At 62.4% G+C, this 23,650-nt stretch carries 25 protein-coding genes; 16 read left to right on the plus strand and 9 right to left on the minus strand.

Annotation, left to right across the window (positions count from 1 at the left end):
* Window positions 1-58: 58 nt before the first annotated feature.
* The 8 genes from gshB to rsmI all read right to left on the minus strand — a co-directional run bounded on the left by gshB (window position 59) and on the right by rsmI (window position 7,443).
* Window positions 59-1,006 carry a glutathione synthase gene (gshB, locus tag DFO46_RS16435; protein WP_120278013.1) on the minus strand — a complete coding sequence of 316 codons (948 nt, stop codon included), beginning with the start codon at window positions 1,004-1,006 and terminating at the stop codon, window positions 59-61.
* 96 nt (window positions 1,007-1,102) lie between these two features.
* Entirely contained in the window at window positions 1,103-1,594 is a 492-nt protein-coding gene (locus DFO46_RS16440; protein ID WP_120278014.1) for a cupin domain-containing protein, read from the minus strand.
* A gap of 95 nt (window positions 1,595-1,689) precedes the next feature.
* A complete protein-coding gene (locus DFO46_RS16445) occupies window positions 1,690-2,802 on the minus strand; it encodes a sn-glycerol-3-phosphate import ATP-binding protein UgpC (RefSeq protein ID WP_120278015.1) in 1,113 nt (370 codons plus the stop codon).
* Between the two features lie 14 nt (window positions 2,803-2,816).
* The gene (locus tag DFO46_RS16450) at window positions 2,817-3,659 is read right to left on the minus strand and encodes an ABC transporter permease subunit (RefSeq protein WP_120278016.1); all 843 of its coding nucleotides are present in this window, start codon (window positions 3,657-3,659) and stop codon (window positions 2,817-2,819) included.
* A 10-nt stretch (window positions 3,660-3,669) separates the two neighbouring features.
* The gene (locus DFO46_RS16455; protein ID WP_110790237.1) at window positions 3,670-4,551 is read right to left on the minus strand and encodes an ABC transporter permease subunit; all 882 of its coding nucleotides are present in this window, start codon (window positions 4,549-4,551) and stop codon (window positions 3,670-3,672) included.
* Between the two features lie 175 nt (window positions 4,552-4,726).
* Window positions 4,727-6,025, minus strand: a complete 1,299-nt coding sequence (locus tag DFO46_RS16460) for an extracellular solute-binding protein (protein WP_120278017.1) — start codon at window positions 6,023-6,025, stop codon at window positions 4,727-4,729.
* A gap of 135 nt (window positions 6,026-6,160) precedes the next feature.
* Complete coding sequence (locus tag DFO46_RS16465) at window positions 6,161-6,529, minus strand: YraN family protein (RefSeq protein ID WP_120278018.1); 369 nt, start codon at window positions 6,527-6,529, stop codon at window positions 6,161-6,163.
* Entirely contained in the window at window positions 6,526-7,443 is a 918-nt protein-coding gene (gene rsmI, locus DFO46_RS16470) for a 16S rRNA (cytidine(1402)-2'-O)-methyltransferase (protein ID WP_110790240.1), read from the minus strand. Before rsmI ends, DFO46_RS16465 begins: the two co-directional genes overlap by 4 nt.
* Window positions 7,444-7,664: 221 nt before the next feature.
* On the opposite strand from rsmI, the gene dnaN reads away from it, so the two are divergent.
* The 6 genes from dnaN to DFO46_RS23935 all read left to right on the plus strand — a co-directional run bounded on the left by dnaN (window position 7,665) and on the right by DFO46_RS23935 (window position 12,086).
* Window positions 7,665-8,783, plus strand: coding sequence for a DNA polymerase III subunit beta (gene dnaN / locus DFO46_RS16475; protein ID WP_120278019.1), 1,119 nt, complete (start codon window positions 7,665-7,667; stop codon window positions 8,781-8,783).
* Between the two features lie 110 nt (window positions 8,784-8,893).
* Window positions 8,894-9,487: a phospholipid N-methyltransferase PmtA gene (gene pmtA / locus DFO46_RS16480; protein WP_110790242.1), complete on the plus strand. Its 594-nt coding sequence runs from the start codon at window positions 8,894-8,896 to the stop codon at window positions 9,485-9,487.
* Window positions 9,488-9,603: 116 nt separating this feature from the next.
* On the plus strand, window positions 9,604-10,308 hold the full coding sequence (pyrF, locus tag DFO46_RS16485) for an orotidine-5'-phosphate decarboxylase (protein WP_110790243.1): 705 nt from the start codon (window positions 9,604-9,606) through the stop codon (window positions 10,306-10,308).
* Between the two features lie 24 nt (window positions 10,309-10,332).
* Complete coding sequence (locus DFO46_RS16490) at window positions 10,333-10,620, plus strand: DUF1330 domain-containing protein (protein ID WP_110790244.1); 288 nt, start codon at window positions 10,333-10,335, stop codon at window positions 10,618-10,620.
* A 132-nt stretch (window positions 10,621-10,752) separates the two neighbouring features.
* The gene (locus DFO46_RS16495) at window positions 10,753-11,733 is read left to right on the plus strand and encodes a complex I NDUFA9 subunit family protein (protein WP_120278020.1); all 981 of its coding nucleotides are present in this window, start codon (window positions 10,753-10,755) and stop codon (window positions 11,731-11,733) included.
* A gap of 194 nt (window positions 11,734-11,927) precedes the next feature.
* Window positions 11,928-12,086 (plus strand): hypothetical protein, encoded by a 159-nt coding sequence (locus tag DFO46_RS23935; RefSeq protein ID WP_165826144.1) that lies wholly within the window; start codon window positions 11,928-11,930, stop codon window positions 12,084-12,086.
* A 62-nt stretch (window positions 12,087-12,148) separates the two neighbouring features.
* Here the strand turns inward: DFO46_RS23935 and DFO46_RS16505 are convergent, their stop codons facing one another.
* The gene (locus tag DFO46_RS16505) at window positions 12,149-12,955 is read right to left on the minus strand and encodes an undecaprenyl-diphosphate phosphatase (RefSeq protein WP_120278021.1); all 807 of its coding nucleotides are present in this window, start codon (window positions 12,953-12,955) and stop codon (window positions 12,149-12,151) included.
* Between the two features lie 143 nt (window positions 12,956-13,098).
* Between DFO46_RS16505 and DFO46_RS16510 the strand changes: the two genes are divergently transcribed.
* From DFO46_RS16510 to DFO46_RS16555, 10 genes are all read left to right on the plus strand, one after another.
* The gene (locus tag DFO46_RS16510; RefSeq protein WP_120278022.1) at window positions 13,099-13,791 is read left to right on the plus strand and encodes a glutathione S-transferase family protein; all 693 of its coding nucleotides are present in this window, start codon (window positions 13,099-13,101) and stop codon (window positions 13,789-13,791) included.
* Window positions 13,792-13,802: 11 nt separating this feature from the next.
* A complete protein-coding gene (gene queG / locus DFO46_RS16515; protein ID WP_120278023.1) occupies window positions 13,803-14,957 on the plus strand; it encodes a tRNA epoxyqueuosine(34) reductase QueG in 1,155 nt (384 codons plus the stop codon).
* 3 nt (window positions 14,958-14,960) lie between these two features.
* Entirely contained in the window at window positions 14,961-15,842 is an 882-nt protein-coding gene (locus DFO46_RS16520) for an SDR family oxidoreductase (protein WP_120278024.1), read from the plus strand.
* Between the two features lie 369 nt (window positions 15,843-16,211).
* Entirely contained in the window at window positions 16,212-16,574 is a 363-nt protein-coding gene (locus DFO46_RS16525; protein ID WP_165826145.1) for a septal ring lytic transglycosylase RlpA family protein, read from the plus strand.
* A 104-nt stretch (window positions 16,575-16,678) separates the two neighbouring features.
* A complete protein-coding gene (locus DFO46_RS16530; protein WP_120278025.1) occupies window positions 16,679-17,965 on the plus strand; it encodes an RsmB/NOP family class I SAM-dependent RNA methyltransferase in 1,287 nt (428 codons plus the stop codon).
* Window positions 17,966-18,091: 126 nt separating this feature from the next.
* Window positions 18,092-19,372 carry an imelysin family protein gene (locus tag DFO46_RS16535; RefSeq protein ID WP_120278026.1) on the plus strand — a complete coding sequence of 427 codons (1,281 nt, stop codon included), beginning with the start codon at window positions 18,092-18,094 and terminating at the stop codon, window positions 19,370-19,372.
* Between the two features lie 87 nt (window positions 19,373-19,459).
* Entirely contained in the window at window positions 19,460-20,935 is a 1,476-nt protein-coding gene (locus DFO46_RS16540) for a di-heme oxidoredictase family protein (RefSeq protein ID WP_245422624.1), read from the plus strand.
* Entirely contained in the window at window positions 20,935-22,053 is a 1,119-nt protein-coding gene (locus DFO46_RS16545) for an imelysin family protein (RefSeq protein WP_120278028.1), read from the plus strand. Before DFO46_RS16540 ends, DFO46_RS16545 begins: the two co-directional genes overlap by 1 nt.
* A 1-nt stretch (window position 22,054) precedes the next feature.
* Window positions 22,055-23,131: a DUF1513 domain-containing protein gene (locus tag DFO46_RS16550; RefSeq protein ID WP_120278029.1), complete on the plus strand. Its 1,077-nt coding sequence runs from the start codon at window positions 22,055-22,057 to the stop codon at window positions 23,129-23,131.
* Between the two features lie 51 nt (window positions 23,132-23,182).
* Entirely contained in the window at window positions 23,183-23,635 is a 453-nt protein-coding gene (locus DFO46_RS16555; protein WP_120278030.1) for a TspO/MBR family protein, read from the plus strand.
* Window positions 23,636-23,650 lie beyond the last annotated feature (15 nt).

The following is a 23,650-nucleotide window of genomic DNA, read 5'->3' on the forward strand; positions in this document are numbered from 1 at the left end:
CCGGGTTGCGCAAGCAGAACGAGTGATGAACTTCTGAAATGGAATCAGGCGGTTGCAATCAGATGCGCTTTTTCTCTATCGCATCCCACAGAAGTGCTGCGATATCGGCGCCGCCGAACTTCTTCACTTCACGAATGCCCGTCGGCGAGGTCACGTTGATCTCGGTCATGTAGTCGCCAATGACGTCGATGCCGACAAGGAGGAAGCCGCGTTCACGCAGGGCGGGGCCGATGCGGGCGCAGATTTCGCGCTCGCGGGCGGTCAGTTCGGTCGGCTCCGGCCTGCCGCCGGCATGCATGTTGGACCGCGCGTCATGCTCGGCGGGAACCCGATTGATCGCGCCCACCGGTTCGCCGTCGACGAGAATGATGCGCTTGTCACCCTTGCGCACGGCCGGCAGATAGCCCTGGGCAATGAAGGGCTCGCGGAACATCTGGTTGAACATCTCCATCAGCGAAGAAAAATTGCGGTCGTCGCGGGTGGAGTGGAAGACGCCGGCGCCGCCATTGCCGTAAAGCGGCTTCAGGATGATGTCGCCCTGCTCTTCCCGGAACCGCGCAATCTCGGCCGGATCCTTGGTGATCAGGGTCGGCGGCATCAGGTCGGCGAATTCGGTGACGAAGATCTTTTCCGGCGAGTTGCGGACCCAGGACGGGTCGTTGACGACGAGTGTCTTCGGGTGAATGCGCTCGAGCAGATGCGTGGAGGTGATGTAGCTCATGTCAAACGGCGGATCCTGGCGGAGCAGCACGACATCCATGGTGGAGAGATCAACCCGCTCGGGCGTGCCGAGGGTATAGTGGTCCCCCTTGACGTCGCGCAGTTCCATCGGCTCAACCGTCGCATAGACCTTGCCGTCGCGCATGGACAGGCGATCGGGCGTGTAGTGAAAGAGCTTGTAACCGCGCGCCTGCGCTTCCAGGCTCATGGCGAAGGTCGAGTCGCCCGCGATGTTGATCGTGGAGACGTGGTCCATCTGGACCGCGACATTGGTGATTTTCGCCATAAGCTCTGTCCTCGTTCAAAAGCAAGGCAGATTTAGGCTCAGCCGCCCTTGATGGCAACGGCGGCTTGCTTGAATTTTGCTGATGCTGGGATCACGTCACAAGGCGGAAAACTTGCCCTGGCGCAAGGCGTTGCGCAAACGGTAGAGTGTCGCGAGCGGTCCCGGGAAGGGCTTGCGCAGGAATGCAACCTTGCGGACATAGGCGTCGACGCGCCAGGTCGCCCAGGTGCCGCCCCGGAAATAGGCGATGTCTCCGGCCTGCAGAAGCCGTTGGCTACCATCCTCGCCGGTGACATGAACCTCGCCCTCCTGAATGACAACCGTTTCGTCCCAGCCGAAGAACCAGCGAAATTCGCCGGCCGTGCAGTCCCAGACAGCCGTGGAGCTTGCCTCGTCGGTGCTGGTGGAATGCTGACCGATGCGGGCGAGCGGCGTTCCGCGGATGATCCAGTCGGGATTGATCGGAGCGGCCTTCAGCGCCAGATTGTCGCCATGGGCGGCGACCACCGGCGGCAGTTCGTCCCTCTTGCGGCGCGGTGCCGCCAGCATGACGCCGGCCATTCCCGCCAGCAGAAGTTTCAATGGCATCGTGATCCCCCTCGCCTGTAATGCGGGAGGACCCTAACAAGAACTCGCTAAAACGCGGTTTGGCAGATCGATAAAATGCAATCCATCCGGAACCGTCAGGCGAAGCTCGGAACCATTGCAGGTGACATCGAGGCCTGCGTGTTGGCATCCGGTGCCGGCTCGATCCGCCGGCCGGTCTCGGCCGAAAAGGCATGCAGTTTGTCGGCGGCGATCGTCAGCGGCAGATGATCGGCCAGGTCGGAGTTTGGCGAGACGATTGCGGTCATTGCCTGGCCGGCGACCATGCCGTGCACCAGGCGCTGAGCGCCAAGTTCCTCCACGTAGTCGACATCAAGCACGAGTTGCGCCGCGTGCGGCTCTGCAGCGACGAGATCCTCGGCGCGCAGGCCGATGCGGATCGGCCCTTCCGGCAGGGCGCCACCGAAGCACAGTTGTGCGCCGCCAATCATCAGGCGTCCGGCGTCGACATTTCCATCCAGCAGGTTCATGGCCGGCGAGCCGATGAAGCTGGCGACAAAGGTGGAAGCGGGGCGGTTGTAGACCTCGAGCGGCGTGCCGATCTGCTCGATGCGGCCGCCGTTCAGAACGACCAGACGATCGGCCAGCGTCATGGCCTCCAGCTGGTCGTGGGTGACGTAGATGGCCGTGGTCCTCAGCCGCTTCTGCAGCTTGCGGATCTCGCCGCGCATGGAGACGCGGAGCTTGGCATCAAGGTTGGACAGCGGCTCGTCGAAGAGGAACACCGCCGGCTTGCGGACGATGGCGCGGCCCATGGCGACGCGCTGGCGCTGGCCGCCCGAGAGAGCACGCGGCTTGCGGTCGAGATATCTCTCGATCTCCAGCATCTTTGCGGCTTCCGCGACGCGGGCGGCGATCTCGTCCTTCGGGGTGCCACGGTTCTTCAGGCCATAGGCCAGATTGTCGTAGACCGTCATATGCGGATAAAGCGCGTAGTTCTGGAAGACCATGGCGATGTCGCGGTCCGCAGGCTCGACCTCGTTGACCACGCGGCCGCCAATCGAGATCGTGCCTTGCGAGATCGCCTCCAGACCCGCCACCATGCGCAACAGCGTGGACTTGCCGCAGCCGGAGGGGCCAACCAGCACGATGAATTCGCCGTCCTCGATCTGGATGTCGACGCTATCGACGGCCCTGGCGCCGCCCTTGTCGTAGATCTTGCAGACCTCGTTGATGTCGATGGAAGCCATGATGCGTTCCTCTCTCACTTGTCGGTTTCTGTGAGGCCCTTGATGAACCAGCTCTGGAAGACCACCACCACGATGACGGGCGGCAGCATGGCGAGCACGGCCATGGCAAAGGCTTCGTTGTAATCGGGGATCTGCGCGCCAACCCAGACCTGCAGGATCTGCTTGATGCCGCGCATCAGCGTGTAGAAACCCTCGTCCGTGGTCATCAGCATGGGCCAGAGATACTGGTTCCAACCGTAGACGAACATGATGATGAAGACGGCGGCGATCATGGTGCGCGAGAGCGGCAAGAGGATATCGACGAAGAACTTGAAGGGCCCGGCATTGTCGATGCGGGCGGCTTCCAGCAGTTCGTCCGGCACGGACTTGAAGAACTGGCGGAAGAAGAAGGTGCCGGTGGCCGACGCCAGAAGCGGCAGGATCAGACCCTGGTAGCTGTTGAGGAGACCCAGATCGCTCATCACCTTGTAGGACGGCATGATGCGCACTTCGAGCGGCAGGAGCAGCGTGGTGAAGATCAGCCAGAAGGCGAGTGTCGCAAAACGGAAGCGGAAATAGACGATGGCGTAAGCCGCCAGCATCGACAGCACGATCTTGCCGATGGCGAAGCCCAGGCCCAGGATCAGCGAGTTCATCGCCATGGTGAGCCCCGTGACCTGGCCGGTGAAGCCACCGGACTTGAACAGGACCTTGTCATAGGTCGAGGTGAAATCATCGCCGATCGAGAGCATCAGGCCATGGGTGTGGATTTCGGCGGCAGAGTGCGTCGAGGTGGTGAAGGCGACGACCAGCGGGCCGAGCATGAAGATCACGCCTGATATCAGGATCAGATGGTCGAAGAATTTGGTGCGATACATGGCGCTCTCCTCAACCGTAATGGACGCGGCGTTCAATGAAGCGGAACTGGATCATGGTCAGGACCAGCACGACCAGCATCAGGATAACCGACTGGGCCGAGGACGAGCCGAGGTCATTGCCGCGGAAACCGTCGAGATAGACCTTGTAGACCAGCGTGATCGGGTTGTTGGCCGGCTTGTCCTTCACGATGACGTCGATGACGCCGAAGGTGTCGAACAGCGAATAGGTCATGTTGATGACCAGCAGGAAGAAGGCGGTCGGGGTCAAGAGCGGCAGGATGACCGTCCAGAAGCGGCGCGTGCCGGACTTGCAGTCGATGGCGGCCGCCTCGCGGATCGAGGCCGGGATGCCTTGCAAGCCGGAGAGAAAGAAGATGAAATTGTAGGGGATCTGGTTCCAGACGGCGACCGCGACCATGGCAAAGGCCGTGTCGAAATAGTTGAGGCCAACCTTCATATCCCAGCCGAACAGGGCGGCGAATTTGACGAAGGGACCGATATGCTGGTCGAAGAACATCATGCCGATCAGGCCCGCGACCGGCGGGGCAATGGCATAGACGACGATCAGCAGCGTCTTGTAGGCCGACTTGCCGCGGATCACGGCATCGGCTTTCAGCGCCAGCAGGAGGCCGAGCGACAAAGCAAGCGTCGTGACGATCAGGCTGTAGGCGATCGTGAAGCCGGCAATCTTGCGATATTCCGGCGAGGCGAGCGCATCCGTGTAATTGGCGAAACCGACGAAGCTCGCGCCGAAGCCGAAGGGATCCTCGATGTAGAAAGACGAGGTGATCGCCTGGGCGGACGGCCAGTAAAAGAAGATCGATATGATCACGAACTGCGGCAACAGAAACAGATACGGCAGGTATCGCGAGTTGAACTGGACGCGCTTCATGGTGGTGTCTTTCGAGAAGGAAGGCAGTCCGCATGGCGGGGGGATCAGCCCCTCATCCGCCTACCGGCACCTTCTCCCCGCAAGCGGGGAGAAGGCCGAGGGCCGCAACGTCTGCACTCCTCTCCCCGCTTGCGGGGAGAGGGTGTGGAGTGGGGCGCGAGATCCCCAGCGATGATCAGCCGGCCGTCTTGGCGAAGCGGGCGAGCAGTTCGTCAGCTTCCTTCTTGATGGTTTCCATGGCGTCCTTCGGGGTGGTTTCACCGGCGAAGATGCGGTTGTATTCGCGTTCCATGATCGAGCGGATCTGCGGGTAGAAGCCGAGGCGATAGCCCTTGTCCCACTCGGCGCCCGGCAGCTGCAACTGCTTGATGCCGACTTCAGCGGCCGGCTTCTCGTTGTAGTAGCCTTCCGACTTGGCCAGCTCGTAGGCGGCATTGGTGATGGCAACGTAACCGGTGGCCTGGTGGTAGAACTTCTGGATCTCGGTCGAGGTCAGGAAGTTGAAGAAGGTGGCCGTGCACTTGTTTTCTTCAGCCAACTTGCCGGACATGGCAAACAGGGCAGCGCCACCGATGAAGGAGTGGACGCCAGCACCTTCGATCGAGCCCCAATAGGGCAGGAAGGTGGCCGAGAAGGGCATGGTCGCGGTCTTCTGCAGGCCGCCGAAGGAGCCGGACGAACCGATCCAGAGAGCGGCCTTGCCTTCTTCGAAGACCTTCTGGTTGTCGTTCCAGGCCGCGCCGTAGTAGCCGAACAGGCCCTGATCGTACCAGGCCTTGAGCTTGTCATACATCATGACGTGGCGCTCGTCGGTGACGTTGATCGTCGTGTCGACGATGCTGTCATAGCCGTTGTTGTTCGAGGCGAACTGGATGTTGTTGCGCGAGAAAAAGTTCTCGGTGAACTGCCAGGTCAGCTGCGACTGGACGAGCGGGATGAAGCCGGCCTCTTTCAGCTTCGGGGCGATGGCTTCGAACTCTTCCCAGGTCTTGGGGGCTTCGACGCCGGCCTTCTTCAGGGCTTCGTCATTGATGTACATGATCGGGGCCGAGGAATTGAACGGCATGCCGACGAACTTGCCATCCGAGTCGGCGTAGAAATAGCGTACGCCCTCGATGAAGGCGTTGCGGTCGAAGGCAAAGCCGTTGTCCTTCAGGAGGTCTTCAGCCGGAATGGTCGCGCCCTTGGCGTTGATGATGGTGGCAGCGCCGGCATCAAAAACCTGCAGGATGTTCGGCTGTTCGCCGGAACGGAAAGCGGCGATGCCGGCCGACAGGGCTTCCTCGTAGGAGCCCTTGGAAACGGGCGTGATCGCGCATTCGCTCTGGGCGGCGTTGAACTTCTGGGCAAGCTCGTTGATCACTTCGCCGTTGCGGCCACCCATGCCGTGCCACCAGGTGATGTTGGTTGCGGCAAGCGTTGTCGATGCGGTCATGGTCAGGGCCAGAGCGGCCAGGGAAATCTTCTTGATCATGGGACAGATCCTCTCCACCGGTTGTTGCGGTGAGGCCTGCATTAGGCATGCTCAGTGACAGCGACTTGAATGTTTGGTGACAGTCCTGTCACAATTGGCGAGTTTCGAGTTTTCCACATCGAAGGCGAAATGAACCTAGAACGCACCCGGCAGATGCGTTGGCCAGCGCCATGGCCGCACCACGATGATATCATGGCGAAGTGACAGTTTTGTCGCGTCCGACTGCCTGGAAATCCAGTGGTCTGCGGCATTGTGGATGCGGCGCTGGGCCTCCCAGCCGACGGCATCGACGCCGGACGAGACGGTCTTTCGCGCTTTCACTTCGACGAAAACGACGAGATCGCCACGCCGGGCGATGATGTCGACTTCGCCCGCCCTGGTACGGTAGCGGAAGGCGAGGATACGGTAACCTTTCAAGAGAAGCGCGACCGCTGCGCGAACTTCAGACCAGCGGCCCAGCCTTTCGGCGCGGATGCGATTTCGATCCACGCCCTGGGGCTTCATGCGGCCCCCTTGAGTTCCAGGAGACGCTGGTAGAGGTCTTTGCGTGGCAGGCCGGTCAGCTTGGCAGCCTCGGTCGCGGCCTTGGCCGTCGGCATGGTGCCGGCGAGTTCGGAAAGCAGGCTGTCGACATCGGCGGCATCGGGTGCGGCATCGGCCATGGGTGGTCCAATCACCAGCACCACCTCGCCCTTCACGGCCTTGTCGGCATAGATCGCCGCCAGATCGCCAAGCGTGCCGCGGCGAAATTCTTCGAAGGTCTTGGTAAGCTCCCGGCAGACGGCGGCCGGGCGGCTGGCATCCAGTTCCTCGGCTGCAGCCGTCAGCGTATCGCCGATGCGATGCGGAGATTCAAAGAAGATCAGCGTCGCCGGGACCTTGGCGAGTTCCTTCAGCCGGTCGCGACGCGCTTTGTCCTTGGTCGGCAGGAAGCCGGCAAAGAGGAAGGCATCATTGGGCAGGCCGGAGCCGACGAGGGCTGCGAGCGGTGCCGAGGCGCCGGGGATCGGCACGACGCGATGGCCGGCCTCGATCGCCAGTTGGCCAAGGCGATAGCCGGGATCGGACACGAGCGGCGTGCCGGCATCGGAGACCAGGGCCACCGACTTGCCGGCGTCCAGCGCCGCGAGAAGCCGGGCGCCAGCCTCGTCGGCATTGTATTCGTGATAGGCGTAGGGGCGGTTCTCGATGCCGTAGCGGTCGAGCAGGACGCGGGTGACGCGGGTATCCTCGCAGGCGAGTACGTCGGCGCCGGCCAGGGTTTCCAGAGCCCGGAGCGTAATGTCGCTCAGGTTGCCGATGGGGGTGGCGACGAGATAAAGCGCCGGCTCCAACGGGCGGGCGGGGACCAACGTGTCGTTCAGACGATAGCGTTTGGCGGATGGCGCCTGCGCTGCGGATTTGTCATGATCTGTCATGGCGTCTTTATCCTCCACGCCCCGATCTTCCACAAGGGCGCCCGGCCATAAACCATTCCGCCAAGCTCTGGTGGGTGGGGGCGTGGAAAACCTTTGAGGCTCTTGCTTTTCCCGTTCGTTTCCTGCCATTTTGCCCGTCCACATCGTCCGGCCCGGGATCAGGCCGGCCCTTCTTCCATCCGGGCAACCGGATGACGACACGTCGAAAGCGGTAGCGTCCCATGCGTATAACTCTTGAACGGTCCAATCTCCTCAAGTCTCTGAACCATGTGCATCGCGTGGTCGAGCGTCGCAACACGATCCCGATCCTGTCGAACGTCCTGTTGAAGGCCGAAGGCGCCGCGCTCGACATGAAGGCGACCGACCTCGATCTCGAGATCACCGAAAGCACGGCCGCCATGGTCGAGCAGGCTGGCGCCACGACCGTGCCCGCGCATCTGCTGTATGAAATCGTGCGCAAGCTGCCCGACGGTTCGGAAGTGTTGCTCGCCACCACGCCTGATGGTGCCAGCATGACCGTCGCCTCCGGGCGTTCGAAATTCTCGCTTCAATGCCTGCCGCAGTCCGATTTCCCGGACCTGACCGCCGGCAGCTTCAGCCACAGCTTCAAGATCAAGGCATCCGACTTCAAGATGCTGATCGATCGCACCCAGTTCGCGATCTCGACCGAAGAGACACGCTACTATCTGAACGGCATCTTCCTGCACACGATCGAGGCTTCGGGCGCCCTCAAGCTGCGCGCGGTCGCGACCGACGGTCACCGTCTGGCGCGCGCCGATGTCGATGCGCCCTCGGGTTCGGAGGGCATGCCGGGCATCATCATTCCGCGCAAGACGGTCGGCGAGTTGCAGAAACTGATCGACAATCCGGATCTGACCATCGGGATCGAGATCTCGGATTCGAAGATCCGTCTCTCCATCGGCTCGGTCGTCCTGACCTCGAAGCTGATCGATGGCACCTTCCCGGACTACCAGCGCGTCATTCCGCAGGCGAACGACAAGGAAATGCGCGTCGATTGCCAGACCTTTGCCCGCGCCGTCGACCGTGTCTCGACCATTTCGTCGGAGCGTGGACGCGCCGTGAAGCTGGCGCTGTCCGATGGCCAGTTGCTGCTCACCGTCAACAACCCGGATTCGGGAAGTGCTACGGAAGAAGTGGCCGTCGGTTATGAAAACGACGCGATGGAGATCGGCTTCAACGCCAAGTACCTGCTCGACATCACCAGCCAGCTTTCCGGCGAAGACGCGATCTTCCTGCTCGCCGATGCGGGCTCTCCGACGCTCATCCGCGACACGGCCGGCGTCGATGCGCTTTATGTGCTTATGCCGATGCGCGTATAATTTTTCACGGAATCTTCTCTCTGGGCGCCATCTGATCTTGTTTTTGCGACAATTCGCTCCAAAGTCGGCTTATTGAATTCCAGTCAATGCGGTCAGTAACGGAGACGATGATGGCGCTGCGCTTGAAAGAACGGTTCGAAAAGAAGTTCGACGAAGAAATCCGCTTCTTCCGAGGGATGATGCAGGGGCCAAAGCAGGTCGGCGCCATCGTGCCGACCTCGTCCGTCACCGCACGGAAGATGGCGAGCGTCATCGACACGGCCTCCGGCCTTCCTGTTCTCGAACTCGGTCCGGGCACCGGGGTCATCACCAAACAGATCCTGGCCCGCGGCATTGCGCCCGAGAAGATCGTATCCGTCGAATATTCGCGTGACTTCTACGAGCGGCTCGTCGAGGACTATGCCGGGGTGAATTTCATCCACGGCGACGCCTTCGATCTGGAAAAGACGCTCGGCGCCTTTGCCGACCAGACCTTCGACAGCGTCATCTCGGCGGTGCCGCTTTTGAGCTTTCCGATGGAGGCCCGCATCCGGCTCATCGACGACCTGCTGTCCCGCATGCCGGCCGGACGACCGGTGGTACAGATCACCTACGGCCCGGTTTCGCCTGTTATCGCCAAGCCGGATCGCTACCATATCCAGCATTTCGACTTCATCGTGCGCAACATCCCGCCGGCGCAGCTGTGGATCTATCGCCGGGCCTGATCGTGTCTCTTCCCATCTGAGCGGGGGATCATCGCCTGCACGCCCTTGGTCGTGCTTGCGATTCATGGCGTGTCGTGCGACTTGACGTCGGTCTCGATCTGGCAGGAGTCTTTGTCTTGAGCGCACGTCACCGTCTCATCGTCGGACTGGATGTTCCGACCGTCGCCGATGCGGAGGGCGTGGTCACCACGCTCGGAGACAGCATCTCCTTCTACAAGATCGGCTATCAGCTCGCCTTTGCCGGCGGGCTGGAATTTGCCCGCGACCTCGCCAAGGACGGCAAGCAGGTCTTCCTCGACATGAAGCTGCTCGACATCGACAACACGGTCGCCTCGGCCGTGGAGAATATCGCGCGCATGGGCATGACCATGCTGACGCTGCATGCCTATCCGAAGGCGATGAAGGCGGCCGTCGAGGCCGCCACCGGTTCCGGCCTCTGCCTGCTCGGCGTGACCGTGCTGACCTCCATGGATGAGCAGGACCTGACCGATGCCGGTTATGAATATGATCCGCATACGCTGGTTTTGAAGCGCGCCGAACAGGCGCGTATTGCCGGCATGGGCGGCGTTGTCTGCTCGGCGGAGGAGGCATCGGCCGTGCGCCAGATTCTGGGACCGAAGATGGCGATCGTGACGCCGGGTATCCGGCCTGCGGGCGCCGATCATGGCGACCAGAAGCGGGTGATGACGCCGGCCGACGCGATTGCCGCCGGTTCCAGCCATCTCGTCGTGGCGCGTCCGATCGTGAAGGCCGCCGACCCGAAGGCGGCCGCACTTGCGATTCTCGCCGAGATGGACGCGGCGCTGGGTACGTCACACTAATTTCAAGCTGTCAGGGAGGACCGCATGGCCAAGGGATACTGGATCGCCCGCGTCGATATTCGCGATGCCGAGCGCTACAAGGATTATGTCGCCGCCGCAAAGCCGGCCTTTGAAAAATACGGCGCGACCTTCCTCGCCCGGGGCGGCGCTTACACGCAGCTTGAGGGCCAGGTGCGCGCCCGCAACGTGGTGATCGAATTCCCGTCGCATCAGGCCGCGGTCGATTGCTACAACTCGCCGGAATACCAGATTGCCGCGAAAATCCGCCAGGAAGTGGCAGATGCCGAAATGGTGGTCGTCGAAGGCGTCTGATGCTTTTGACCTGAGGCTCTTTGTCCTGCCGGCAAAGGCCTCATCTGCCCTTTCCCCGGGCAAGCGATTCGGCTAAGAGAGGCGCGATATCATACGCGCCGCGTGCGCCGCACCGTTCAGGGGAGCCCGTCCATGACCTTGTCCAACCAACCGCCGCTCGTCACCGTCTTCGGGGGCTCGGGTTTCGTCGGACGGCATGTGGTCAGGGCGCTCGCCAAACGCGGCTATCGTATTCGCGTTGCCGTGCGCCGTCCGGATCTCGCGGGCTTCCTGCAGCCGCTCGGCAATGTCGGCCAGATCTCCTTCGTCCAGGCCAACCTGCGTTACCGCGCCTCGGTGGATGCCGCCGTTCAGGGCGCCGATCATGTCGTCAACTGTGTTGGCATTCTGTTCGAGAGTGGCCGCAACGGCTTTGATGCCGTGCAGGACTTTGGCGCACGCGCTGTCGCCGAAGCCGCCCGTTCGGTCGGTGCGACGCTGACCCACATCTCGGCCATCGGCGCGGACGCCAAGTCGGACTCGGTCTACGCGACCACGAAGGGTCGTGCGGAAGCGGCGATCCAGTCGATCCTGCCGGATGCAACGATCCTGCGTCCGTCGATCGTGTTCGGACCTGAAGACGGTTTCTTCAACAAATTCGCCGCCATGGCACAGCTTTCGCCCTTCCTGCCGCTGGTTGGCGGCGGCAAGACGAAGTTCCAGCCGGTTTATGTCGAAGACGTCGCCGAAGTCGTGGCGCGGGCCGTCGATGGCTCGATCGCGCGTGGCAAGACCTATGAACTCGGTGGCCGCGACGTTCTCACCTTCAAGCAGTGTCTCGAGACCATGCTCGAAGTCGTCGGCCGCAAGCGGGCACTCGTTCCCCTGCCCTTCGGCATCGCCTCGCTGATCGGCAGCATCGCATCGGCCATTCCGCTGATCACGCCGCCGCTTACGCCCGACCAGGTCACGCTCCTGAAGAAGGACAATGTGGTCTCGCCAGCCGCCAAGGCTGAGGGTCGTACCCTTGAAGGCCTCGGCATCGAGCCGGTGACCGTGGCTGCCATCCTGCCGACCTATCTCGTGCAGTACCGCCCGCACGGCCAGTATGCCGGCGCCGGCAAGGCGGCCTGACAGGCTTTCCCAGGCGCGGCCTTCTGTGTCGGAGTTGCACAAAAGACGCAGCTAAAGAAAGACGCATGTTAACCGCGGATAAAGCAAGATCGCCTATTGATGGCCATCACAGCAATGCGTAAAGACTCGCCCGCAGCGCCGGGCGAGATTTGTTCGCCGGTCATTTGTTTTACGACAGTCTCAAGAGGCATTTCATGGGCAAGTCCATCGCACTGTTCTTTGCATGTGCGGCATTGGTGATCATCGCCGGCTCCTTCGTGGCGCCGACCACGGTGGCGGCCCGCAAGGGCAATTGCACTCCGGCATACGGGATCGACCCGTGCAGCACGGCTTCCATCCCGGCGACGAACTGATCATGTTTCCATAAAAAAGGGCCGCTTCGAACGGCCCTTTTTTTCGCGCAGCCCTGGCGGGATCACCCCACCAGCAAAAGGGCGACGAGGCCGATTGCACCGACCGCAATCCGCCAGTAGGCGAAAGGCGCATAACCGCGCCGCGAGATGAAATCCAGCAGAGACCTGACCACAAAGATCGCCGAGACGAAGGCAGCGACGAAGCCGATGGCGATGATCGCGCCGTCGTTGAAGCTCAACGCATCACGGTTCTTGTAGAGATCGAGCGCGAAGGCGCCGACCATGGTCGGCATGGCGAGGAAGAAGGAGAATTCGGCGGCCGAACGCTTGTCGGCGCCGAGCAGAAGGGCACCGACAATTGTGGCGCCCGAGCGCGAGGTGCCGGGGATCATCGCCAGGCACTGGAAGAAACCGATCTTCAGCGCCAGCGACAGCGGATATTCGGTCACGTCGTGATAGCGAGGCGTGAGCGGCTTGCGGTCGATCCAGAGCAGCACGAAACCGCCGAGGATCAGAACGACACAGATCAGCATCGGCGTTTCAAACAAAACGGTCTTGATGAAATCATGGGCGATCGCGCCGATCACAGCGGCTGGCAGGAAGCCGACGAGCACGGCGCCGACGAAGCGGCGGCTGGCAGCACTTGTGGGCAACGACAGGGCGATCTGCAAAAGCTTGGTGAAATAGACGCTCAGGATGGCGAGGATCGCGCCCAGCTGAATCAGCACCGCAAAGGTGTTGCCCGGCGACTTGAAACCGAGAAAATGACCGGCGAGCAGGACATGCGCCGTCGACGACACCGGGATGAACTCGGTCAAGCCCTCGATGAGGCCGAGCACAAGCGCGCTGATAATTGATTGATCTTCCATGGGGTCTCCATCAGGGGAAGGCTGTCCGTGATTTGCTTGTATTGCTTTAACCAAGCTCCTATAGCTTGGAAGCCGAGATCATGACCAGTCGCCTCTGATAGCGCGGTTTGGCACTTTTCAAAAATCCGAGAATCCGAGTCACAATGCCGACCCTGTACCATCATTCGATGTCCACCGCGTCCCGTTTCATCCGTCTGGTTCTGGCCGAATACGGCTTTCAGGTGGATCTGGTGGAGGAACAGACCTGGGAGAAGCGGAAGGAATTCCTAGCCTTCAACCCGGCCGGCACCCTGCCCGTCTATGTTGACGATAATATGCGCGCCCTCTGCGGCCCCATGGTCATTTCCGAATTCATCGACGAGACCCATGGCGTGCTGAAGCGCGATCGGCGACTGTTTGCGGAAGATCCGTTCCAACGGGCCGAGATACGTCGGCTGGTCGAGTGGTTCCTGCAAAAGATGGAGCAGGATGTCACCAAGCCTCTGGTGCGCGAGCGGGTGCACAAGCTGCTGATCCCCAATGGCCTGGGTGGCGGTGCGCCTGACTCGAAGGTGCTGCGCACCGCGCGCGGCAATATCCGCCATCACATGAAGTACCTCACCTGGCTGTCGGGCTCGCGCCAATGGGTGGCCGGCGAACGTTTGAGCTACGGCGACCTGTCGGCAGCGGCTGCCGTCTCGGTGCTCGATTATCTCGGCGAGATCGACTGGAACGAGTTCTCGGTCGCCAAGGAATGGTACCAGCGGATCAAATCGCGCCCCTCCTTCCGCCCGCTCCTCACCGAACGCGTGCGCGGCATCACGCCGGTCTCGCATTACGCCGATCTCGACTTCTGACGGCCAGCCCGATGGACGAGCCGCAGAGCGATCCGAAGATCAGGAAGCGGCGGGAAGACCTGACGCGCTTCCTGCGCGGGGAAGCGCTCGCACAAGGGTTTGACGTCTGTCGCGTCACCCTGCCCGACACGATCCCGGAGGCGCCGGGGCGGCTTCAAACTTTTGTCGAGGCCGGTCGGCACGGCACCATGGCGTGGATGGAAGAGACAATCGAGAGGCGCGGCGATCCGCGCGTGCTCTGGTCGGACGTGCGCTCCATCGTGATGTTCGGGATGAATTACGGCCCGGACGCGGATCCGCGCCTCTTGCAGGCAGAGCCGGACAAGGCCGCCATCTCCGTTTATGCCCGAAACCGCGACTATCACGACGTGATCAAAGGGCGGCTGAAAGAGATTGCGACGCGTTTTGCGGCAAAGGCCGGCGCCGATGTGAAGGTCTTTGTCGATACGGCGCCTGTCATGGAAAAACCGCTCGCGGCGGCAGCCGGGCTCGGCTGGCAGGGCAAACACACCAATCTCGTCAGCCGCGACTTCGGCTCCTGGCTGTTTCTCGGCAGCCTGTTCACCACTGAAGATCTCGAGATCGATCAGCCGGAACGCGATCATTGCGGCTCCTGCCGCGCCTGTCTCGACGCCTGTCCGACGGATGCCTTCCCGGCGCCCTACCAGATCGATGCGCGCCGCTGCATTTCCTATCTGACCATCGAGCACAAGGGGCGGATCGACCCTCAGCTTCGCCCCGCCTTCGGCAACCGGATCTATGGCTGCGACGACTGTCTCGCCGCCTGTCCGTGGAACAAGTTTGCGGCGAGTGCCCGCGAGATGAAGCTCAAGGCGCGTGATGATCTGAAAGCGCCCGAGATCGCCTTCTTCCTGACGCTGGACGATGCCGCCTTCCGCACCTACTTTAGCGGCTCGCCCGTAAAGCGCATCGGGCGCGACCGCTTCGTGCGCAACGTCCTGATTGCAGCGGGCAATTCCGGGTCGGTCAAGCTGGCGCCGGCCTGCGAGGCGCTTCTCGACGATACTTCCGCCGATGTGCGCGGCATGGCCGTCTGGGCGCTGTCGCGGCTTTTGCCGAGCCTGGACTTCCTGGCCTTGCGGACAGCGCGCATAGGGCAAGAACCGGACGAAACGGTCCGGCTGGAATGGATGATGGAGAGCTGACGCATGCGTGTGATGATTTTCGGGGCGGGTTATTCGGGCAAGGCGATCGGCCAGCTGTTGAGAGGCCAGGGTGCCTCTGTCGCCGGCACCACGCGCAGCGCCGAAAAAGGAGCCGCCCTTGAGGCCGCCGGCATCGAGCCTTTCGTCTTTGACGGTTCCAGCCTGACGCCGGAGCTCGAAGCCGCATTGAAAGACGTAACCCATCTCGTGCAGTCGATCGCGCCGGGCGCGGATGGCGATCCGCTGGTCCGGCTGTTCGGTGGCCAGGGCCTGAAGTCCGTGATGCCGAAGCTGGAATGGGTCTGCTATCTCTCGACCGTCGGGGTTTATGGCGACCATCAGGGCGCCTGGGTGGACGAGACATCCGAGCTGAAGCCGGTCTCGGTGCGCTCGGTCGAGCGCGTCGAGGCGGAAGAGGCCTGGCAGACGTTGGCCAATCGCGAGGCGATCCCGCTTGCCATTCTCCGGCTCTCCGGCATCTATGGGCCGGGGCGCAACACCTTCATGAACCTTGCCAATGGCACCGCTCGACGGCTGGTGAAGAAGGACCAGGTGTTCAACCGCATCCGGGTGGAAGACATAGCCGCGGCGACCGCTTTCCTGGCCGGGCCACGGACGGGTGGCGTGTTCAACGTCACGGACGACGAGCCCTCTCCGCCACAGGACGTGGTGATCGAGGCCGCGCGGTTGATGGGTATGGATGCGCCGCCCGAACAGCCCTTCGAAACGGCCGATCTGACGCCGATGGCGCGCTCCTTCTACGGCGAGAACAAGCGTGTTTCGAACGCCAAGATCAAGGCGCTCGGATTCAACTTCAGGTACCAGAACTACCATATGTCGCTGGCGGAATTACTTGGCTCCGGACGATGGAACCAAAAGGCCTGAAAGCCGTTTTTCCAGGTCGAACTTTGCGTGAAGAGTGGCAAAAATGGCCGAAAGACAGGGCCTCAGCCCCTTCCGCACCACAATTTGGGCAGCAAATATGACCGCTGTGGAAAATTTTTCTTTCTCGATTCCGTGAACGGCGCATCCCGGACTCGGGCTGGATTTTCATTCCGCGTTTACGACTGGAATCAAACAATTTTTCTGAATTCTTTACCATTCATTAAGGTAAAGACACCCAATCCGACCATCACGAATGTTACATTGTGAAATAGTTCGTGATTGCTAATTGGCACTTTTTTGCCACTTTTGACCCTGCCTAGCCTCAGACACGCAAAAAACACCTCGTGTCAACGACTAGGGAAATGTAACTTGACGATCAGCTGCCGCTCTATTTTCACCGCTGCAACTATTGCTGCACTCTGTGCTTTCGCGCCCCACAGTGCAAATGCCAAGTCCTCCTGCGGTGGCGCCTCGTGGTACGCCCTGCATTCGAAGACAGCTTCCGGTGAACGTATGAACCCGGCCAAGATGACGGCAGCCCACAAGAGCCTGCCGTTCGGAACCAAGGTCAAGGTTACCAATGCCCGCAGCGGCCAGAGCGTGGTTGTCCGCATCAACGATCGCGGACCCTTCATTCGCGGCCGCGTGCTCGATCTCTCCAAGGCCGCAGCCCAGAACATCGGCATGGTTCGTTCCGGCCACGCCAAGGTCTGCTACGAGATCATCGGCTGATCTCTCCACCCGTCCGGACGGCGCTTACGGTCGAACGTGGTTAGGCGCTTGCTCTTGCACCAGACAGCCGTTACCACGCTCTCTTCTTTCAAAGGAGAATGACCATGCGTCTGGGCGGCCGTCTTGCCGGTGCGATCGAAGTCTTGGATGATATCGAGACCCGTCGCCGTCCCGTTGCCGATGCCCTCAAGGATTGGGGGCTGGCCCACCGCTTCGCCGGGTCCGGCGACCGCGCGGCGATCGGCAATATCGTCTATGACGCGCTTCGCATGAAGCTCTCCCACGCCTGGCTGATGGATGACGACAGCGCGCAGGCCCTCGGCTGGGCCGTTCTCCTGCGCCAGTGGGGCATGGAGCTCGATGCGCTCACCGCCGGCTTCGAAGGCGACAACTTTGCTCCGGCCCCTCTTTCCGCCCAGCAGATCGAAGCCTTTTCCTCCCGCGATCTCTCGACTGCTCCGCTGCATATCCAGGGCGACATCCCGGATTGGGTCCAGCCCGCCTTTGAAGAGGCCTTTGGCGACGACTGGCTTGCGGAAGCCAAGGCACTTGCCACCCGCCCGACACTCGATCTGCGCGTCAACACCCTGAAGGCAAACCGCGAGAAGGTGCTGAAGGCGCTGGACCGCGCCGGCGCCCAGGCCTCGCCGATTGCCCGTTTCGGCATGCGCGTGCCGGCCGGCGAAGGCCCGTCGCGTCTGCCGAACGTCACGGCAGAACTCAGCTTCCAGAAGGGCTGGTTCGAGGTGCAGGATGAGGGATCGCAGATCGTCGCCGATCTCGTCGATCCGCGCGAGGGCCAGCAGGTCCTCGACTTCTGCGCCGGCGGCGGCGGCAAGACGCTGGCCATGGCAGCGGCCATGAACAACAAGGGCCAGGTGCATGCCTATGACGCCGACCGCAAGCGGCTGGCGCCGATCATCGAGCGGCTGAAGCGCGCCGGCACGCATAACGTCCAGGTGCATGACAGCGCCAAGGCGCTGGAGAGCCTGAAGGAACGCTTCGACCACGTGCTGGTCGACGCGCCCTGCACGGGCACCGGCACCTGGCGCCGTCGCCCCGACACCAAGTGGCGGCTGACCGATCGCAATCTGCAGGAGCGGGTGTCGCAGCAGGACGAGGCGCTGACGGCGGCATCCGCCTTCGTCAAGCCCGGCGGCTCGCTGGTTTATGTGACGTGCTCCGTCCTGCCCGATGAAAACGACCGGCAGGTGCGTGCCTTCTGTGCGAAGAACCCGGCCTTCGAGATCGTGCCCGTGCTCGACGACTGGAAGCGGTTGCTTGGCACCTCCGCGCCGGCGCCGCGCTCGGCCGATGGCAAGACGCTGACGCTCAGCCCCGCCAGCATGGATACGGACGGCTTCTTCTTCTGCCGCATGCGGCGCAAGTAAAACCTGAAACGGCCTCAAGGATTGTTCTCTTTCTTATACTCGACTGTTTGACACCAGTTTGATTTTCGGCCAAGACATGGCGTCCGTTCAAAGAGTGGCGCCGTGTCGGTGCCGAAGGGAGACACCATGATCCGGAAAACCGTCATCGGCGCATCTTTTGCGCTTCTGGCTTCGTCGGCTGCGATGTTCGCCGGGCCGGCCTTTGCCGCCCCGTCTGCCAAAGAGGTTCTGGTGCACTACACCGATCTCGCGGAGGCGAAATTCCAGGATGCGCTCACCACCGCCAAGGCTCTGGATGCCGCCATCGACGCGCTGATCGCCAAGCCGAGCGACGAGACGCTGAAGGCCGCTCGTGCTGCCTGGATCGCGGCGCGCCCGTCCTATCAACAGTCGGAAGTCTACCGCTTCGGCAACCCGATCGTCGACGAATGGGAAGGCAAGGTGAATGCCTGGCCGCTCGATGAAGGCCTGATCGACTATGTCGATGCCGCTTACGGCACCGAAAGCGACGGCAATTCGCTCTATGTCGCGAATGTCATCGCCAACCCGAAGATCAAGATCAACGGTGAAGAGATCGACGCCTCGAAGATCACGCCCGATTTCCTCGCCAACACGCTGCACGAGGCCGGCGACGTCGAAGCCAATGTCGCGACCGGCTATCACGCCATCGAATTCCTGCTGTGGGGTCAGGACCTGAACGGCACCGGTCCCGGCGCCGGCAACCGCCCCTATACGGACTACGACAAGTCCAATTGCACCAACGGCAATTGCGATCGCCGCGCCGACTATCTGAAGTCCGCCTCGACGCTGCTCGTTCAGGACCTGCAGGAAATGGTCGATGCCTGGGCGCCGGAAGGCGCCGCCACGAAGAACGTGCTTGCCGACGAGAAGAAGGGTCTGTCGATCATTCTGACCGGCATGGGTTCGCTCTCCTATGGCGAACTGGCCGGCGAGCGGATGAAGCTCGGCGTGTTGCTGCATGACCCGGAAGAAGAGCATGACTGCTTCTCCGACAACACGCACAATTCGCATCTGAACGACGCCATCGGCATCGCCTCGGCCTATCTCGGCGATTACACCCGCGCCGACGGCACCAAGCTCACCGGCCCGTCGCTCTCGGAACTGGTTGCCGCCAAGGATCCGGCGCTTGATGCCGAGATGAAGGCGAAGCTTGCAAAGACGCTGGACGCCATGAACGCCATGGCCAAGCGCGCCGAGACCAAGGAAGCCTATGACCAGATGATCGGTGAAGGCAATGCCGAGGGCAATGCCACAGTGCAGGCCGCCATCGACGGGCTGATCGACCAGACCCAGACCATCCAGCGCGTCATTGCGTCGCTGGATCTCGGCACGATCGAGCTTGAAGGCTCCGACAGCCTTGATAATCCTGGCGCCGTGTTCCAGTAAGAAGCAAAGGCGGGCCGTTCCGATGAGAACGGCCCGATCTCCCCGATGAAAACTCCGATCGCTCTCGCTGCCGGCCTCGCGCTGCTCATGCCGACAGCGATCCCGTCGAGCGCCGGGGACCGGGTCGCACGTAGCGACCTGTCGCCCAAGGACCTTGCCCGTGTGCAGGCCGTGACGACGCCAACCAGCGATTTTTCCAAAGCAGAACCGTTCGAGATCAAACAAGGCGGCGCCGGCACCTCGCAGCATGGCGTCTCCCGCGATGCCTTCTCGCATTTTGCCCCCAACATCACCTTTGCCGAAGAGCAGGATTTCAAGCTCGGCAATGCGCTCTTCACCAAGCTCTGGGTCTCCTCCCCCTCCTCGACCCAGGCCTCCGATGGGCTGGGGCCGCTGTTCAACGCGCGCGCCTGCCAGAGCTGCCATGTGAAGGATGGACGCGGCCATCCGCCGGAGGGCGATCGTGACGCGACCTCAATGTTCCTGCGGCTCGCACGTGGCCCCGCCACCGCGGAAGAGCGCGCCAAGCTGGAGCGGCTGGAGATGATGAGCCTGCCGGACCCGGTTTATGGCGGGCAGCTGCAGGACCAGGCGGTGCCGGGCCTTTCCGCCGAAGGACGGATGCAGATCCGCTATGACGAACAGGCCCTGGCGCTTTCAGGCGGCGAGACCGTGATGCTGCGCCGCCCCACCTATTCGGTCTCCGACCTCGCCTATGGCCCGCTCGATCCCTCAACGACTCTGTCGCCGCGCATTGCCAATCCGATGATCGGGCTCGGTCTGATCGAGGCGATTGCCGAGGAAGATATCCTGGCGCTGGCCGATCCCGATGATCAAAACGGCGACGGCATTTCCGGCAAGGCGGCGCGCGCCCGCGATCACAGGACCGGTGAAATCAAGCTCGGGCGTTTCGGCTGGAAGGCGCAGAACGCTTCTGTGCGCGACCAGAGTTCCGGCGCCTTTGCCGGGGATATCGGCATTTCGACGCCGGACGATCTACGTCATTTCGGCGATTGCACGTCAGCACAGGCGCAATGTCTCGCCAGCGCCACCGGCGTGCAGGCGCGGCTGGGTGATACGGAGGCACCCGATCCTGTGCTCGACCTCGTCACCTTCTATGCCAAGACCCTGGCGCCGCCGGCCCGTCGCGATGTCGAGCACGCCGAGGTCCTGCGCGGCAAGCAGCTGTTCTACGACGGCGGCTGCACCGCCTGCCACAGACCCAAATTCGTCACCAGCCGCAAGGCCGACAACAAGGCGCAGGCCTTCCAGCTGATCTGGCCCTATTCCGATTTTTTGCTGCATGACATGGGCGAGGGCCTCTCCGACGGGCAGGCCGTGGGCGATGCCACAGGAAGCGAGTGGCGCACACCGCCGCTCTGGGGTATCGGTCTCACACAAGCCGTCAATGGCCACACGTTCTTCCTGCATGACGGGCGCGCCCGCTCTCTCACCGAAGCCATCCTCTGGCATGGCGGGGAAGCGAAAGCGGCTCGGGATCTCTTTGCTGCTTCCGCCCCAAAGGACCGCAAGGCCCTCATCACATTCCTGGAGTCTCTCTGATGCGGACACCGTTTACCCGGATCGCCTTCGCCACACTTCTGGCACTTCCGCTCGGCTTCGGCCCCGCGCTGGCGCAGGAAAGCCCCATCCCCCCCGGCGTGCTCGACACCGCGAAGGTGCCCGGCGTCATGGCCAAGGCCGTCGACGGCTTCATTCGCCCCGGCTATCACCGCTTCCATGACAGCGCGACCGCCATGGCATCCGCCATGGGCGCCCTGTGTGCGGCCCCTTCGCAGCTCAGCCTCGACGGTGCCCGGACAGCCTTTGGCAGCGTGGTCGATGCCTGGTCGCGGATCGAGATCGTGCGCGTCGGCCCCGTGCTCGAGGGCAATCGCTTCGAGCGTATCCTGTTTTTCCCCGACCGCAAGGGAACTGGCTTGAAACAGGTGCAGGCGGCGCTTGCCAAATCGGACGAAAGCGCGACGTCGATGGAGACGCTGAAGGACAAGAGCGTTGCCATGCAGGGCATTGGCGCGCTCGAATTCGTACTCTACGGCACCGGCGCCGAGGCGTTGACCGCCGAGAAGGACGGCTATCGCTGCCGCTATGGGGCGGCCATCGCCGCCAATCTGCAGCGGCTGGGCGGGGAGCTTGCGACCGAATGGGACAAACCGGACGGCATCCAGGCCGCCTGGAAGACACCGGGGCCTGATAACCCCGTCTATCGCGACGAGGCGGAAGCGGCCAAGGAACTGCTCGGCGTGCTCGTGCATGCGGCGGAAACCGTGCGCGACCAGCGTATCGAGAGCTTCTACAAGGGCGATGCGGCGAAGGCCCTGCCCCACCAGGCGATCTACTGGCGCTCTGGCAATACCTTCCGCTCGATCACCGCGAATATCGAGGGTATCCGCGACCTGATGGACCAATCCGGCATGGCTGACCTCTTGGCCGAAGACAATCGCTCGGTCGTCAGCTCCACCGATTTCGTGGCGCATTCCCTGGCGCGGGTTTCCGGCGATATCGAACCGGATGTCGCCAAGGCGCTCGAAACGCCGGAACAGGTGGCGAAACTCGATTTCCTGCTGCTCAACAGCCGCGACCTGATCTTGCGCCTCAACAACGATCTCGGCGGCGGGATCGGCCTTGCCGCCGGCTTCTCCTTTTCCGACGGGGACTGAGATGCCGGTTCTGCCCTTGATCGATCGCCGTGCCTTTGTGCGGGCGGCGGGCCTTGCCTTCGTGGCAGGGCTGACGCCGCGCGCCGCCTTCGCGCTCGACCAGACGGATGCGGTCTATGCCTCCGGCCTGAAGCTGCCGGATGGCCGCTTTGCCATCGGCCTTGTCAGCGAAGCCGGGGAGCTCATCGAGCAGATCGCGCTTCCGGGCCGCATCCACGGGCTTTGCCACAGCGAGGTCAACGGCCTCTCCGTCGCCTTTGCCCGGCGACCGGGCACCTTTGCCGTCATCTTCGACACCACCCGCCGGGCCGAACCGAAAATCATCTCGGCGCCGGAGGGGCGGCATTATTTCGGCCATGGCGCCTTTTCGCCCAATGGTCAGCTGTTTTACGCCAGCGAGAACGATTTTGACGCCAATGCCGGGGTGGTCGGGATCTATGACTGCCTGTCGGGTTTTGAACGCGTCGGCGAGGTGCCGGCCCATGGCATCGGCACGCATGACATCACGGTGACGGCTGACGGCATTCTGGTCATCGCCAATGGCGGCATCGAGACCCATCCGGATTTCGGCCGCACCAAGCTCAATCTCGACCATATGGATCCGTCGCTGGCGCTGGTCGATGCAAAGAGCGGCGATCTGATCCAGAAGCACGCTTTGCCTACCGAGCTTCGCCAGCTTTCCACTCGGCATCTGGATACCGCCGAGGATGGCAAGATCTGGTTTGCCTGCCAGTATGAAGGACCGCGCACCGACCGGCCGCCACTGGTCGGGCATTTCTCCAAGGGCGAGGCGCTTTCCTTCGTGTCGCTACCGGAGGCGACCACCGACCGGCTCGGCAATTATGTCGGCGCGATCGCCGTCAACCGCGCCCAGGGCCTGGTCGGCATTGCCTCGCCGAAGAATGGGCTCTGGGCCGTGCTCGACGGACGCGACGGACGGCTGATCTCGGAAACGGTGCTCGCGGATGCCGCCGGCATCGCGCCGTCCCGTGAGAGTTTTGCCGTCTCCTCCTATCGCGGCGACTTCCTCGACCGGGTCCATCGCGTTGCCTGGGACCAGCATATCGTTCGGCTCTGATCGGTTGACCGGCATCTGGCCAAAGGCGACCCGCTGCCCTAGTTAGGCTCCATGCGCATCATCCTCACCTATGCCGCCTTCATTGTCATCGTCGTTTCGGCCGGTCTCTTGTCCGGCCTCGCGAACATGCCCGGCGACTGGTATGCGACGCTGCAGAAACCGTTTTTCAACCCGCCCGCCTGGCTCTTCGGCCCGGTCTGGACCACGCTCTATGTGCTGATCGGCATTGCCGGTGCGCGGATCTGGATGCGGGCACCGAAATCGGCGGCGATGCAGCTTTGGTTTGCCCAGCTGGGTGCCAATCTGCTCTGGTCGCCTGCCTTTTTCGGTCTGCAGAACCCCGAACTCGGCCTTATCGTGATTGCCGGCATGCTGCTGACGATCGTCGGCTTCATGATCAAGGCGCGGCCGATCGACCGTGTCTCGACACTGCTCTTTGTCCCCTATCTCGCCTGGGTCGCCTTTGCGAGCCTGCTCAACCTCAGCATTGCCTGGCTCAACTGAAAACTGGCTGATGAG

It is taken from the genome of Rhizobium sp. AG855 (genome assembly GCF_003610655.1).
Lineage (GTDB): Bacteria > Pseudomonadota > Alphaproteobacteria > Rhizobiales > Rhizobiaceae > Allorhizobium > Allorhizobium wuzhouense.